This window comes from Marinomonas aquimarina (assembly GCF_900089755.1).
Classification (GTDB): Bacteria; Pseudomonadota; Gammaproteobacteria; order Pseudomonadales; family Marinomonadaceae; genus Marinomonas; species Marinomonas aquimarina.
In genome coordinates this window covers 109430-123193 of record NZ_FLOC01000003.1, presented here as the reverse complement: position 1 = coordinate 123193, position 13764 = coordinate 109430, and the positions used below count along the sequence as shown (strand labels likewise).

Annotated in this window: 14 protein-coding genes; 11 read left to right on the top strand and 3 right to left on the bottom strand. The window is 46.8% G+C overall.

All coding sequences use genetic code 11. From position 1 onward, the window contains the following. Nucleotides 1–9 precede the first annotated feature (9 nt). The 3 genes from MAQ5080_RS04220 to MAQ5080_RS04210 form a co-directional block, all read right to left on the bottom strand. Nucleotides 10–1278 carry a TRAP transporter large permease gene (locus MAQ5080_RS04220; RefSeq protein ID WP_067207159.1) on the bottom strand — a complete coding sequence of 423 codons (1269 nt, stop codon included), beginning with the start codon at nt 1276–1278 and terminating at the stop codon, nt 10–12. Nucleotides 1279–1280: 2 nt separating this feature from the next. Next, nucleotides 1281–1751 (bottom strand): TRAP transporter small permease, encoded by a 471-nt coding sequence (locus MAQ5080_RS04215; RefSeq protein WP_067207161.1) that lies wholly within the window; start codon nt 1749–1751, stop codon nt 1281–1283. A gap of 84 nt (nt 1752–1835) precedes the next feature. Then, nucleotides 1836–2846: a DctP family TRAP transporter solute-binding subunit gene (locus tag MAQ5080_RS04210; protein WP_067207163.1), complete on the bottom strand. Its 1011-nt coding sequence runs from the start codon at nt 2844–2846 to the stop codon at nt 1836–1838. Between the two features lie 594 nt (nt 2847–3440). Here MAQ5080_RS04210 and MAQ5080_RS04205 point away from each other — a divergent pair. From MAQ5080_RS04205 to MAQ5080_RS04155, 11 genes are all read left to right on the top strand, one after another. Next, complete coding sequence (locus tag MAQ5080_RS04205) at nt 3441–4448, top strand: amidohydrolase family protein (RefSeq protein WP_067207166.1); 1008 nt, start codon at nt 3441–3443, stop codon at nt 4446–4448. 25 nt (nt 4449–4473) lie between these two features. Continuing rightward, nucleotides 4474–5151, top strand: a complete 678-nt coding sequence (locus MAQ5080_RS04200) for a 4-carboxy-4-hydroxy-2-oxoadipate aldolase/oxaloacetate decarboxylase (protein WP_067207169.1) — start codon at nt 4474–4476, stop codon at nt 5149–5151. Next, on the top strand, nt 5144–6214 hold the full coding sequence (locus MAQ5080_RS04195; RefSeq protein ID WP_067207172.1) for a 4-oxalomesaconate tautomerase: 1071 nt from the start codon (nt 5144–5146) through the stop codon (nt 6212–6214). The genes MAQ5080_RS04200 and MAQ5080_RS04195 overlap by 8 nt, the downstream gene beginning before the upstream one ends. A 39-nt stretch (nt 6215–6253) precedes the next feature. Then, entirely contained in the window at nt 6254–7123 is an 870-nt protein-coding gene (locus tag MAQ5080_RS04190) for an amidohydrolase family protein (RefSeq protein WP_067207175.1), read from the top strand. A gap of 33 nt (nt 7124–7156) precedes the next feature. Further along, nucleotides 7157–7516, top strand: coding sequence for a protocatechuate 4,5-dioxygenase subunit alpha (locus tag MAQ5080_RS04185; RefSeq protein WP_067207177.1), 360 nt, complete (start codon nt 7157–7159; stop codon nt 7514–7516). Then, nucleotides 7516–8367: a class III extradiol dioxygenase family protein gene (locus tag MAQ5080_RS04180; RefSeq protein WP_067207179.1), complete on the top strand. Its 852-nt coding sequence runs from the start codon at nt 7516–7518 to the stop codon at nt 8365–8367. Before MAQ5080_RS04185 ends, MAQ5080_RS04180 begins: the two co-directional genes overlap by 1 nt. A gap of 263 nt (nt 8368–8630) precedes the next feature. Next, on the top strand, nt 8631–8978 hold the full coding sequence (locus tag MAQ5080_RS04175) for a protocatechuate 4,5-dioxygenase subunit alpha (protein ID WP_067207182.1): 348 nt from the start codon (nt 8631–8633) through the stop codon (nt 8976–8978). Continuing rightward, on the top strand, nt 8978–9832 hold the full coding sequence (locus MAQ5080_RS04170; protein ID WP_067207185.1) for a class III extradiol dioxygenase family protein: 855 nt from the start codon (nt 8978–8980) through the stop codon (nt 9830–9832). The genes MAQ5080_RS04175 and MAQ5080_RS04170 overlap by 1 nt, the downstream gene beginning before the upstream one ends. Before the next feature lie 179 nt (nt 9833–10011). Continuing rightward, nucleotides 10012–10866, top strand: coding sequence for a shikimate dehydrogenase family protein (locus tag MAQ5080_RS04165; RefSeq protein ID WP_067207189.1), 855 nt, complete (start codon nt 10012–10014; stop codon nt 10864–10866). A 204-nt stretch (nt 10867–11070) separates the two neighbouring features. After that, complete coding sequence (locus MAQ5080_RS04160) at nt 11071–12936, top strand: bifunctional sugar phosphate isomerase/epimerase/4-hydroxyphenylpyruvate dioxygenase family protein (protein WP_067207192.1); 1866 nt, start codon at nt 11071–11073, stop codon at nt 12934–12936. A gap of 249 nt (nt 12937–13185) precedes the next feature. Further along, nucleotides 13186–13689 carry a porin family protein gene (locus MAQ5080_RS04155; RefSeq protein WP_067207195.1) on the top strand — a complete coding sequence of 168 codons (504 nt, stop codon included), beginning with the start codon at nt 13186–13188 and terminating at the stop codon, nt 13687–13689. Nucleotides 13690–13764: the final 75 nt, after the last annotated feature.

The following is a 13764-nucleotide window of genomic DNA, read 5'->3' as shown; positions in this document are numbered from 1 at the left end:
TTGGTAAGGCTAATAGCCAAATAAGCTTGGTAGGAAGGTGACTGTGCTTGGTACGAAGGTAATCAGCAACAGCACTGCTAGCTCGACTAGGAACATTGGCATAATCTGGCGTGAGATGGCCGCGATGCCGACGTTGGCTATTGAGTTGGAGACGAATAAACAGATCCCCATTGGTGGTGTCACCAAACCAATCATCAAGTTAAAGATCACCACGATACCAAAGTGAACCGGATCAATGCCCAATGACATGGCAATTGGGTGAAGGATCGGCAACAGGATCAACATGGCTGCGATCCCTTCTAGGAACAGACCAATCACTAATAGGATCACGTTCACTAGGATCAAGAACACCCAAGGGCTTGAGACAGAGTCTAAGACCAACTCAGAAACGGTCTGAGGCACGCGAGAGAACGTTAGTAGCCAGTTGGCCGCCGCGATCACCGCCATAATGATCAGAACCACGGAGGAATCACGCATGGCACGGATAAAGATTGCAGGCAGATCGATTACCTTCAAGGTGCGCAAGATAAACATACCCGCGATCAGAGCGTAGGCTGCCGCAAATGCTGCCGCTTCAGTCGGCGTTACGATACCCGTTAGGATCGAACCGACGATAAAGATTGGCATGAATAGTGGAATCCAAGCTTGTACGAACGCTTTCATGCGCTCTTTCATGGTCTGTTTAGGCTTTAACTCAGCATAATGACCTGCAAAGATGTATACGTAAATCGATAAACCAGCGGCCAAGAATAAGCCTGGTGCTACACCCGCAAGGAACAACGCAGGTACCGAGACTCCTGTGGTGATCAACGCGTAAATGATCACTGGGATACTCGGTGGGATCATTGGACCGATCACAGAGGAGGCTGACGTCAGTGCCGCTGCGAAAGAGCGCGGGTAGCCTTCTTTTTCCATGGTCGGAATGAAGACACGACCCAAAGCTGAGGTGTCGGCCACAGCAGAGCCTGACAGGCCGGCAAAGATGACCGATGCCCAGATGTTTACTTGAGCCAGACCGGCGCGCATATGGCCCACTAAGGCGTTAGCGAAGTTAATGATGCGGCTAGTAATACCACTTTCGTTCATTAGCTCACCGGCTAATACGAACAGTGGGATGGCAAGAATCGAGAAAGAGTCTAGACCGGCAAAGACACGCTGCGCCACCAAGCTGATGTTAAATGGTAGGGTGGACACATGGCCGACAACCCCCAATAAAATAGCAAATGCAATCGGACTACCAATAGCAAGAAGAACGAGTAAGACACCAAAGCCCAACATAATTACTTACCTTCCTCTTGTTTGTTTGTCATGATTTCAATGATTCGAAGCAGCGCTGCGATAGCAAGCAGTACACCACCGATGACCATGGCTGCTTGGAAGTAATACATTTGGATGCCAACGGCAGGCGCATTGATCGCACCGCGTTTCATCATGAATAGGTAACCAGAGTAGGCGAGTACCCCACCCGATACCATGGCCACCACATCAGAAATCAGGTTCAACACCTTTTTGAAGCCAGGCTTGACGGCGTCCTCTAAAAACGAAAAGCGGATGTGAATACCGTGTAAGTAACACAGCACCGTACCGAACATGGTGCCATAAATCATGGCGTAGCGAGCAATTTCCTCGCTCCATTGGATGGGTGAATTCAACAGGTAGCGGCTTAGGCTACTGACCAACACCACTGCAAAGATGACAAACAGTGAGCTGCCAGTTAAGAAAGCCAGCAGGCGTTTATAAAGGCGTATCATGGGCGATTCCGGGTATAACTAAATGGGGTTAAGAAAATAATCGGGGACTGGGTCCCCGATTATTGGCAGGCTAAGGAGTTAGCCTTAGTTTTCTACAGCGATTTTAACAGAGGCTTGAACGTGGTCGATCCATTCTGGCTCGACTTCACCTTTTAGCCATTCAATGACTGCAGGCTGAGCGGCAGACTGGAATTTAGCCAGTTGCTCAGAAGTTGGTGTGGTGATTTCCATACCGTTTTCAGATAGGGACTTCAGACCTTTAGCAGAGTTAAACTGCTGGATGGCACGACCAAGAGTACCCGCCACACGTGCTGCACGCGCAACGATCTCCTGATCTGCTTGATCAAGTGATTGGTAAATGTCTTCGTTGATTAGGAAGAAGTCAGTACCGTATACGTGACCATCTAGAGTTAGATACTTTTGGAACTCGTAGAATTTGTTCGCATCAATCACGCTGACAGGGTTTTCTTGGCCATCGACAACACCTGTTGTCAGTGCTGATGGTACTTCAGGCCATGCGATTGGCGTTGGCTCAGCGCCCATCGCTTTCACCATCTCAACGTAAAGAGGCAGTGTCATCACGCGGATTTTTAGACCTTCAAGGTCTGCTGGTTCTGCTACAGGACGTTTCGAGTTCGTGAAGTTACGGAAACCTGTCTCGCCGTAAGCAAGGGTACGAAGACCGGTTTGCTCTAGACAGTGTTGTGACAAGGCTTTACCGAATTCGCCGTCTAGTACTTCCCATGCAACAGGTGCTGATGGGAACAAGTATGGAATTTCTAGAACTGATGCTTCTTTACATACCTTAGCAAAGGCGCCTGACACCATGGTCATGCTGATCATGCCTTCTTGAGTAGACTGAACTAGGTCGGTCTCACCACCAAGTTGGCCTGAAGGATACACGTTCACTTCGATGCGACCACCGGATTCAGCTTCCACTAGGTTTTTGAATACTTCTGTTGCCGCGCCTTTTTTAGATGACGTCCATTCTTGTGGGTCTACGTGACCAACGGTCAATGTTAGATCAGCTGCTGTGGCTGCACTTGCCATGCCTGCTGTGGCTAGACCAAGCATCAGTTTTTTTGCAAATTTCATATTTGTCTCCAAGTCCGGGCTAGGCCCGTGATCGTTATTTTTGTCTTATGTAGCCGTTACGCACTCACAATAGTGAGTTTATAAAGCGCTTTGGTGACCGAATAAAGAATATTTAAATCGGTCTTGCCATCACATTGTGTGCGAAGTGGCGTATCTGGAGCGCTCTTGGTCACTGCTAAAACCAGGAACGGCACAAAAATGGATTAAATTGCGCCTATTTAGAAATGAATTTTTCATACCCTTAATATTCCAAAAACGACATACAAAATATAGTTTAATCGTGTAATTAATTAGAAAACATATATAAAACAAGGTTTTACCATGATGTTTAGCACCCTTTTGAAAGTATTTTTCATGACCTAAGTACTTGATTTATTCAGAAAAAACATTGCTATTGAAAAAAAGTAATAGGGGGTTATATCAAAATGCAATACAGATGCATTCAAAATGAAATAGTAAAAAAGGTGCTTGCTCCTAATACTTTTGCGTACATTAAGGCGTAGTGCATAGGTCTGATGGTGGTTGCCAGACTGGCCTACACAACGACACACGTCGCCATTCCCAATAAAAATTAGAGTATAAGAGAGCAGTAGCATGATTATAGATTGCCATGGTCACTACACGACGACTCCACCAGCTGTGGGTGAATACCGTGATAAGCAGAAAGCTGAAGTAGCGAAGGATCCTTCTTTTGTTGGTGAAAAGGGTGCGATCCACGTTACTGATGACGAAATCCGCGAAAGTATCATCAATAATCAGCTGCGCTTACAACAAGAGCGTGGCACTGACTTAACCATTTTTTCACCACGTGCGAGCTGGATGGGTCACCATGTTGGTAACGAACACACAAGCCAATACTGGACCGAACACCAAAACGATCTAATCCGCCGCGTCTGTGATCTATTCCCTGAAAACTTTGTGCCGGTGGCGCAGTTACCTCAGTCTCCAGGTGTGGATCCAGCGAAATCTGTTCCTGAAATTATCCGTACAGTGGAAGAGATGGGCTTTATTGGCATCAACCTAAACCCAGATCCATCTGGCGGTCACTGGAACGGTGCATCTCTTGGCGATCGTTCTTTCTACCCAATCTACGAAAAGATGTGTGAATACGATATCCCGGCTATGGTGCACGTATCTGCTGCTTGTAACGATTGTTTCCACACCACAGGCTCCCATTACCTTGGTGCGGACACAACCGGTTTCCAGCAACTGATGATGTCGGATGTCTTCAAAGACTTCCCTGAACTTAAAATCATCATTCCTCATGGTGGTGGCGCCGTACCTTACCACTGGGGACGCTTCCGCGGCCTAGCGCAAGACCAAGGGTTTGACCTAGCTGAGCGTGTACTGAATAACATTTACTTCGATACTTGTGTTTACCATCAGCGTGGTATCGATCTATTGCTAGACATCATTCCAACTAAGAACATCCTGTTCGCTTCAGAAATGATTGGTGCCGTGCGTGGTATTGACCCAGAAACCGGTCACTACTTTGACGACACCAAGCGCTACATCGACAACAACACGGTTTTGACGGCAGAGCAAAAACAAGACATCTTTGAACACAACACACGTCGTGTTTTCTCTCGTCTAAAAATCTAATCGTCTGAAGTTAAAGGAGCAAAACATGCGCGAAAACGTAGTAGTACAACATATTGAACGTGCCGATCAGGCGGTGATTGACGGTTTGGCAGAATGCGGCGTGGCAACGATCCACGAAGCACAAGGTCGTGTGGGTCTATTGGCGCACTACATGCGTCCAATCCAACAAGATGTGGCGGTGGCTGGCTCAGCGATTACCATTTCAGGTGCCGCGGGCGACAACTGGATGATGCACGTTGCCATCGAGCAATGTAAAAAAGGTGACATGCTGGTGTTTGCGCCAACATCGCCTTCTAATCATGGTTTCTTCGGTGACTTATTGGCAACATCGGCACAGGCCCGTGGTGTCGTAGGTTTGATCATCGAAGGCGGCGTACGTGATACCCGAGACCTTCGCAAAATGAACTTCCCAGTTTGGTCAAAAGCCGTATTTGCGGAAGGTACGATCAAAGAAACCGTCGGCTCAGTGAATATTCAGATTGTATGTGCGGATGAAATCATCAATGCCGGTGACGTGATTGTTGCTGACGACGACGGTGTGGTTGTGGTGCGTCGTGAGAAAGCCGCTGAAGTGCTAGAGCTGGCGCGTAAGCGTATGGACAACGAAGAAGCCAAACGTGTGCGCCTAGAAAACGGTGAGCTTGGTTTGGATATCTACGACATGCGCCCACGCTTGGCTGAGAAAGGCCTTAAGTATGTCTAAGGGCATCGAATGCATGTGGATGCGCGGTGGTACGTCGAAAGGGGCGTACTTCCTAGCTGACGCCTTACCCAGCGATGAGCAAGTGCGTGCGGATACTCTGCTGCGTGTAATGGGCTCACCAGATGCGCGTCAGATTGATGGCATGGGGGGCGCGGATCCATTGACCTCTAAAGTGGCTGTGGTACAGAAGTCTGAGCGCGATGACGCCGATGTAGACTACTTGTTCTTACAAGTCTTCGTCGATCAAGCGATTGTGACGGACGCGCAAAACTGCGGCAACATTCTTGCGGGGGTTGGGCCATTTGCGATTGAGCGCGGTTTGGTCGAGCCCGTAGAGGGCGAGACCGAAGTGCGCATCTTTATGCAGAACACTGGACAAATCTCGGTAGCACGAGTGCAAGTAAAAGACGGCGAAGTAGTGTACGAAGGCAATGCGCGCATTGATGGCGTGCCAGGCTTTTCAGCCCCAGTGCCGATTACTTTTAAAGACACAGCAGGGTCTAGCTGTGGTGCCTTGCTGCCAACGGGTAATGCTGTCGATGTCATTGATGGTATCGAAGTGACCATGATCGATAACGGCATGCCATGTGTGGTCATGCGTGCATCCGACATGGGCATCAGCGGTACGGAAACTCGTGAAGAGTTGGAAAACAATGCCGAGCTACGTGCTAAGTTAGAGTCGATTCGCTTGCAAGCCGGCCCACTGATGAACCTTGGTGATGTCAAAGATAAGTCAGTGCCGAAAATGACCATGGTGTCAGAGCCAACCAATGGCGGTGCTATTTCAACGCGCACCTTTATTCCCCATCGTTGCCATGCATCGATTGGTGTCTTGGGGGCGGTGAGTGTGGCCACAGCCGCTGTATTGAAAGGTTCGCCTGCCAATGTTTTGGCGACTTATGAGTCAGCGGCGCAAATGACCCTAGACGTTGAGCACCCAACTGGCTGTATGACGGTAGTGCTTGATCAAAACAGTCAAGGTGAGGTGGATTCTGCGGCCTTGTTGCGAACCGCCCGTAAGCTGTTTGACGGTAAAGTATTTGTACATGCGAACGGCCTGTGAGTCGTCCGTTCATTAACAAGAATAAATAGGTAGTAAAAAATGGACAAAGATTATCTTCCATTTCATCCAAACCCTAGTAAACCAAAATACCAAGCCCCTGCAGGTGCAGTCGATGCACACTGTCACGTTTTTGGTCCAGCTGATCAGTTTCCATACCACCCAAAGCGTAAGTACACCCCTTGCGATGCCTCCAAAGATCAATTGTTCGCGCTGCGTGATCACCTAGGTTTTTCTCGTAACGTTATCGTTCAAGCGTCTTGTCACAGCACTGACAACGCAGCACTGATTGATGCCTTGCAAACAGCGGGCGAGTTGGCTCGTGGTGTTGCCTTTATCGACGACAGCTTCACCATTGAACAGTTGCAAGAAATGCATGATGCCGGTGTTCGTGGTGTGCGTTTCAACTTCGTTAAGCGCTTGGTTGATAGTACGCCACGCGAAGTGTTCTTCTCCATCGCTGAGAAAATTAAAACACTGGGCTGGCACATCGTTGTTTACTTTGAGGCGCCAGATCTAGAGGAACTGATTCCATTCCTAAAAGAGCTAGGTACGACGATTGTGGTGGACCACATGGGTCGTCCTGACGTGGCCAATGGTGTTGATCACCCAGGCTTCCAGCGCTTCATCAACTTTATGGCGGACAACGACAACGTTTGGTGTAAAGTGAGCTGCCCCGAGCGTTTAACGCTGCAAGCACCGGATTATTCAGACGTGGTGCCATTTGCGAAAACCTTGGTTGAGCAGTTCCCTGATCGAGTATTGTGGGGAACGGATTGGCCACACCCAAATATGAAGTCGCACGTACCAGATGACGGCCACTTAGTAGATGTGATTCCGATGATTGCAACGACCGAAGAGCTTCAACAGAAGCTACTAGTGGACAACCCAATGCGTCTATACTGGAAATAATCCAGTTAGAACAAAATAAAAAGAGGTCACCCTATGGCGACTAATGAAAAGAGAGACATTCCAGGCACCTATCTTTTTGATAGCACTATGGCTAAAAAAGGTTATGGGCTAAATAAAATGTGCTTTTCCTTTAATAATCAGGAAGCACGTGATGAATTTAATGCAGATCCAGATGCGTACTGCGATAAATTCAATTTAACGGAAGCTCAGAAAAAAGCGATTAAAGAAAAAGATATTATTGCAATGCTTCGCGAAGGCGGCAGTATTTATTATCTGGCAAAATATGCCGGTTTATTAAAACTGAATATGCAAGATATTGGCGCTCTACAAACAGGTATGAGTGTTGAAGAATTTAAAGACATGCTTGTTAAAAACGGTCGAGGTGAAGTGTAATGGCAAATATTATTGGTGGTATTACAACTTCTCATATTCCAGCGATTGCTAATGCCATGGCGAATGGTTTAGAAGATACGCCGTACTGGAAACCGTTTTTTGACGGTTACCCACCAGTTCGTGATTGGCTAAATGAGAAAAAACCAGATGTGATCATTTTGTTCTACAACGATCACGGTTTGGAATTCTTCATTGATAAAAAGCCTACGTTTGCCATTGGTGTAGCGGATGAATACCACAACGCAGATGAAGGTTGGGGAATTCCTACCATTCCACCCGTTACAGGTGAATCGGACCTTTCTTGGCACATTGCTAACAGTTTGGTAGAAGATGGTTTTGATATGACCATCTGTCAGGAAATGAAAGTGGATCACGGTCTAACGGTGCCACTTAACCTGATGTGGCCAGGTCACAACTATGGCCATGTGAAAGTCATCCCTGTGTGTATCAACTGTGAGCAGCACCCAATGCCGCAGCCGAAGCGTACCTTTGCACTAGGCCAAGCGATTGGTCGTGCAGTGCAGTCATTTGATGATGATCTGAAAGTGGCGGTATTCGGAACGGGTGGTATGTCGCATCAGCTTGATGGGGAGCGAGCGGGTATCATTAACCGTGAGTTTGACTTGATGTGTCTAGACAAACTGGTGTCAGACCCTGAAGATCTGACCAAGTACTCTAACTTTGACCTAGCAGAAATCGCCGGTGCACAAGGGGTTGAGCTAAACATGTTGATCGCCATGCGTGGTTGTTTGATCGGTGATGTGAAAGAGTTGCACCGCAACTACCATGCGCCGATTTCCAACACTGGTTCTGGTCTGATGTTGTTAGAACATACCATGCCTGAGAAATAACCTGTTCCTTCCCCTTTACAAGGGGAAGGTTAGGATGGGGTTATTGAAAAAGCCATAACATTTGTTATGGCTTTTTTTGTTTTTATTCTTTTTAGTGGTATGAAGTTAATATAACTTTTGCGCCTTTTTATCGTTCTAATTAATCAATTTAAACCCTGTTCGTTACTAGATGTATATCAATTAATTGCACAGATAAGCCCCTTATACTGGTTGGCAGATGAGTTGTTAGATCATCCTATAAAAATAACACGGTGAGGTGTGAAATGAGCCAAACGGTAAATATCCCAGGGACTATTATGCTCGATGGGCCAATGGCAACTAAAGGGTATCCATTAAACAAAATGTGTTACTCCTTTAATAATGCAGCGGCCCGGAATGAATTCAAGGAAGATGAAGAAGCTTACTACGAGAAGTTTAAACTAACCGAAGATCAACGAGATGCGATGCGTAAGCGAGATGTGATTGCAATGCTTGAAGCAGGCGGCAGCATCTATTATCTGGCGAAGTTTGCTGGCTTGTTAGGGTTAAGCGTACAAGATGTCGGTGGTTTGCAAACGGGCATGAGCACAGAAGAATTCAAAGCATTTTTGGTGAAACAGGGAGAAGTATAATGGCGAAATTACTAGGTGGCATCGCCACATCACACATCCCTGCGATCGGTGTTGCTATGGATCAGGGGTTAGAAGAAACACCTTATTGGAAAGAGTTTTTTGAAGCTTACCCGCCAGTCCGCGATTGGCTCTACACCCAAGAGCCCGATATCGCGATCATTTTCTACAATGACCATGGCTTAGAGTTTTTCCATGACCGTAAGCCAACGTTTGCCATCGGTGCAGCGGAACAATATGAAAACGCCGATGAGGGCTGGGGAATCGCGGAAATCCCACCGGTCACCGGAGAAACGGAGCTGTCATGGCACATTGTCAATCATCTGATTGAGCATGATTTTGATATCACTGTGTGTCAGGAAATGAAGGTAGACCACGGTTTAACCGTACCGTTAACCTTGATGTGGCCGGGGCACAAATACGGTCATGTGAAAGTTATTCCTGTGGCAATTAACTGTGAACGTCACCCAATGCCAAAGCCAAGCCGCAGCTATGCGTTTGGTAAAGCCATCGGTGATGCGGTGCGCAGTTTTGCAGGTGATCAAAAAGTGGTGGTCATGGGGACAGGTGGTTTATCGCATCAATTGGATGGCCAGCGCGCGGGCTTTATCAATAAGCCGTTTGACCTGTACTGCATGGAAAAAATTGTCGATGAGCCAGAGTTACTCACCCGTTATTCTAACTATGAATTGGTTGAAGAAGCGGGTGCTCAAGGTGTTGAATTAAACATGTGGCTGGCCATGCGTGGTGCCCTAGAAGGCGAAGGCAAACTAAAAGAACTGCACCGCAGTTATCACTTGCCAATCTCTAATACTGGCGCGGGTTTACAGTTATTGGCCACCAATAGCGCACGCTAAGCTATCTATAATTTTTCTGATATAAATTCAGTAAAACTTATCATAACTATGGAGGCGTACTTAGTGTACGCTTTCATCACTTCTTATATTATTCACGACTCTCTTTTCATGCTCTTTTACGGCTAAAAATTCGGCGTGACTCAGTATATGTGCTCGACTCAGTATCTAAGGATCTTCTCATGCAAAATATTGGTTTAATCGGTCAAAGCATTTCCGCTTCTCGTGCCCCTTCTCTTCACAATATGTTAGGTGAATTAAAAGGCCTGCCTGTGAAATACGAACTGCAGGAATTGGATAGCCCTGAAGCGGCGGCTTTTAAAGAGCGTTTGGCCTCAATTCGTGAGCAAGGTTTTATTGGTACCAACGTCACTTTCCCATTCAAGCAAATCGCCGTTGACAGTGCTGACGAAGTCAATGACTCAGTAAAAAAAGTCGGCTCGACCAATACCTTGCTACTGAAAGACGGCAAAGTATGTGCGTTCAACACCGATTACACAGGTTTTATCCGTGGCTACCGTACACGTTTGGGTGACTTGCCAGCAGGAAAGGTGTTGATGATTGGTGCCGGTGGTGTCGGTCGTGCGGTGGCCTTTGGCTTGTTTGAAGTGGGCGCGATAGAGCTGTTTATCTCTGACCTAAATGTGGCTGGGGCTGAAGCGCTAGCAGAAGCATTAAACGAAGCGGGTTACAAAACTACGGTTGTGGCTACGGGTGATGTGGCTGCCGTGGCAAAAGAGGTCGATGGTCTCGTGAACTGTACTCCAGTAGGTCACTACAAAACCCCTGGAAATCCATTAGCAGAGTCGGCTTTTGGTGGTCAGAAATGGGCGTTTGATGCGGTTTACACACCGCTGGATACAGAATTTCTAAAAGCGGCGAATGCGGCTGGCCTGAAAATTGTCTCAGGTTTTGATCTATTCTTTTATCAAGGGTTGGATGCGTTTGAAATCTTTACCGGTGTGGAAGTGGGTGATGTGACGCCAGTGTGGGATCAATTCCGTGAAAAATACGATGTGGTCAGTGATCTGATTTAAGCGGTCATTTTGGTGATAGAAAACGCAGCCTCGGCTGCGTTTTTTTGTTTCTATGTATTCCTTTTTAGACTGTATATTCATTTGATATTTCATTCGATTAAACCCCTTTCAAAGTCTAATATTCTTTGCCATAAGGCTTAGTTAGAACGAAAACTTTTCGACTACTCTTATATATTAAAATTGATATATGTTAAGGGGGATTTAATGAAAACTGCATTAGCTACCGTATCTATCTCGGGTACTTTGCGCGAGAAGATGGAAGCAGCCTCAAAGGCGGGTTTTCAGGGGATTGAGATCTTTGAAAATGATTTGACCCAGTACAGCGGGTCGCCATCCGAAGTGGGTAAGATGGCGAAAGATCTAGGTTTGGAGATCATTGCACTGCAACCATTCCGAGACATGGAAGGCAACCCTCGTGACATTCAAAAGAAACGCATTGAGATGCTTAAGCGTAAAATGCAGGTGGCCCATGAATTGGGTACTAACCGTTTGTTAATGTGCTCTAACGTACAGGCTTACGCATCCTCTGATCGTGATCTATGTGCTGCTGACTTGCGTCATTTAGCAGACATTGCTGCTGGCGAAGGCTTGGTTTTAGGCTATGAAGCTCTAGCTTGGGGTAAACACATTGCCGACTACGAAGATGCCTGGGACCTAGTAAAGCGTACTGACCACCCAAATCTTGGCATTAACCTAGATACTTTCCATATGTTCTCTCGCGGCAACACCTTGGATTGTCTGCGTGATGAAATTAGCGTGGATAAAATTGCGTTGGTACAGGTGGCCGATGCGCCAGTGATGCCACGTACCGATTACCTAACCTACAGCCGTCACTCACGCTGCTTCCCAGGTCAAGGTGATATGCCGGTGGTGGAGTTTGTGCAGATCCTGAAAGACAAAGGCTTTGACGATTACCTATCGCACGAGATCTTTAACGATGAATTCCGCTCTTCTGATCCAGTCGCCAAAGCCATCGATGGTATGCGCTCATTGATTTGGTTGGACGATCAAACCACGCCGAAACACGATATTGCCGTGGACAATATTGAAGAGTCCGCATCCATCAAAGAAGTGGAGTTCATAGAGTTCGCGGTCGAAGGTGATACGGGCGATGAGCTTGTGAAGACCTTGTCACAACTTGGTTTTGCTGAGACGCACAAACACCGCTCTAAGAATGTTAGCTTGATGCGTCAAGGCGAAATCAACTTAATTTTGAACAAAGAGCCTAAGAGCCAAGCCCACGAGTACTTTCAAAAGCATGGTGTCTCTGTCTGTGCCCTCGGCTTTGCCACTGATAGCGTGAAGCACACACTGGCGGTAGCGGAGCACTACAAAGCGGAGCGCTTTGAGAATCAAGCGGGCCCTGGTGAGTTGAATATCCCTGCCATTCGTGGCATCGGTGATAGCCTGGTGTACTTTGTTAACCGTGATGCCGGTTACCGTTTCTTCGATGTCGACTTCAAGCCGATTGACGGTGTACAAGGCGAGCAGGGCGTTGGTTTAAAACGTATTGACCATATTGGTCAGACGGTTGCCAACGTTGACTTCCTATCGACTGGTTTCTTCTACAAGTCGCTATTTGGTTTTGATATTCAGCCAAGCCAAGACTTGCCGGACATCCATGGTCTTGTAGTAAGTCGTACCGCGACGAACAAAGACAAGAGCATCCGTATTCCGATCAATATGACCAATGCGCGTTCCGCATCGGCAGAGCGTTTCTTGACTCAAACACGCGGTTCAGGTGTGCAGCAAATTGCGTTTGCGTGTGATGATATCTTCACTGCTGCGAAGAATATGGGCCAAGAAAAAGTGTTGGCGATTCCAAATAACTACTACCGTGATATCGAAGCGCGTTTTGATTTGTCCGAAGAGTTGATCGCGAAACTAAAAGCGCACAACATTCTGTTTGATCGTAATGATCAAGGTGAATTCTTCCATTTCTACACTGAGCAAATGCACGGTGTCTTCTTTGAAGTGGTACAGCGTGTTGCTGACTACGACAACTATGGCGAAGCCAATGCCTTTGTCCGTCTCGCAGCGCAAGCTGAAGCGGAGCAAGACAAGGCTTAAGTCTTGGTCGCTGAGCTTGAATGTTAAAAGGGGCTGCCTTCATGAGGCGGCCCTTTTTTTATGTCTAGAAGGCGCTGAGCGAACACCTTATATTCGATAATGAGCCTATCAATTCTCTAATGTTGGATTTCTGTTCTATTATTAATTTGTTGTTTTCAGGGAAGTTTGAGAAAGCGCTTAATATACTTATTAATTTGATAGTTAAGTGTCACTTCAAATTCCCATAAATTTCTTTTGTGGGTGCTTATTATGAAAAAAACACTTTTAGCGACTTCGATTTTAATGTCATCAGCCTCTTTTGCGGGGATGTATTTGGGGGCCTCCGCGGGGGTAGCGGAGGCAGATCAAAGCTTTTTAGACAACAGTCATTCTTTCTCGGTGACGGCGGGTTATGAATTAAACGACAATTTCGCCCTAGAGCTTGCCTATGTTGATTTAGGGGATATGGATGACAATATTGGTGCGGGTTTGACGGTAAATATCGATGGTCTACTGTTTTCCGCTGTCGGTAAGGTACCGGTTACTCAGTCTATCGATTTGTTTGCGAAAGTGGGGCTATTTGCCTGGGATGCGAGAGCCGACCGTGATGCATTTGGTACAGTGCTAAAAGACGATGGAGCCGATGCAGCATTTGGTGTGGGGGCGTCGGTTGATGTGACACCTAACTTTGGGCTTTATGCGCAATTCCAGCAGTTTGATATTGACGATGATGAAGTGCAAAACTATTCGCTTGGCGCCCAATATATGTTTTAACTTGCTAATAGTTTAGTAAAAAGGAGGACTTTTGGTCCTCCTTTTACATGTGGCTGACAGGGTGGTGTAAAGCCT

Coding starts and splice junctions, on each gene's coding strand:
- MAQ5080_RS04220 (WP_067207159.1), bottom strand. CDS start 1,278: ATGTTGGGCTTTGGTGTCTTACTCGTTCTTCTTGCTATTGGTAGTCCG.
- MAQ5080_RS04215 (WP_067207161.1), bottom strand. CDS start 1,751: ATGATACGCCTTTATAAACGCCTGCTGGCTTTCTTAACTGGCAGCTCA.
- MAQ5080_RS04210 (WP_067207163.1), bottom strand. CDS start 2,846: ATGAAATTTGCAAAAAAACTGATGCTTGGTCTAGCCACAGCAGGCATG.
- MAQ5080_RS04205 (WP_067207166.1), top strand. CDS start 3,441: ATGATTATAGATTGCCATGGTCACTACACGACGACTCCACCAGCTGTG.
- MAQ5080_RS04200 (WP_067207169.1), top strand. CDS start 4,474: ATGCGCGAAAACGTAGTAGTACAACATATTGAACGTGCCGATCAGGCG.
- MAQ5080_RS04195 (WP_067207172.1), top strand. CDS start 5,144: ATGTCTAAGGGCATCGAATGCATGTGGATGCGCGGTGGTACGTCGAAA.
- MAQ5080_RS04190 (WP_067207175.1), top strand. CDS start 6,254: ATGGACAAAGATTATCTTCCATTTCATCCAAACCCTAGTAAACCAAAA.
- MAQ5080_RS04185 (WP_067207177.1), top strand. CDS start 7,157: ATGGCGACTAATGAAAAGAGAGACATTCCAGGCACCTATCTTTTTGAT.
- MAQ5080_RS04180 (WP_067207179.1), top strand. CDS start 7,516: ATGGCAAATATTATTGGTGGTATTACAACTTCTCATATTCCAGCGATT.
- MAQ5080_RS04175 (WP_067207182.1), top strand. CDS start 8,631: ATGAGCCAAACGGTAAATATCCCAGGGACTATTATGCTCGATGGGCCA.
- MAQ5080_RS04170 (WP_067207185.1), top strand. CDS start 8,978: ATGGCGAAATTACTAGGTGGCATCGCCACATCACACATCCCTGCGATC.
- MAQ5080_RS04165 (WP_067207189.1), top strand. CDS start 10,012: ATGCAAAATATTGGTTTAATCGGTCAAAGCATTTCCGCTTCTCGTGCC.
- MAQ5080_RS04160 (WP_067207192.1), top strand. CDS start 11,071: ATGAAAACTGCATTAGCTACCGTATCTATCTCGGGTACTTTGCGCGAG.
- MAQ5080_RS04155 (WP_067207195.1), top strand. CDS start 13,186: ATGAAAAAAACACTTTTAGCGACTTCGATTTTAATGTCATCAGCCTCT.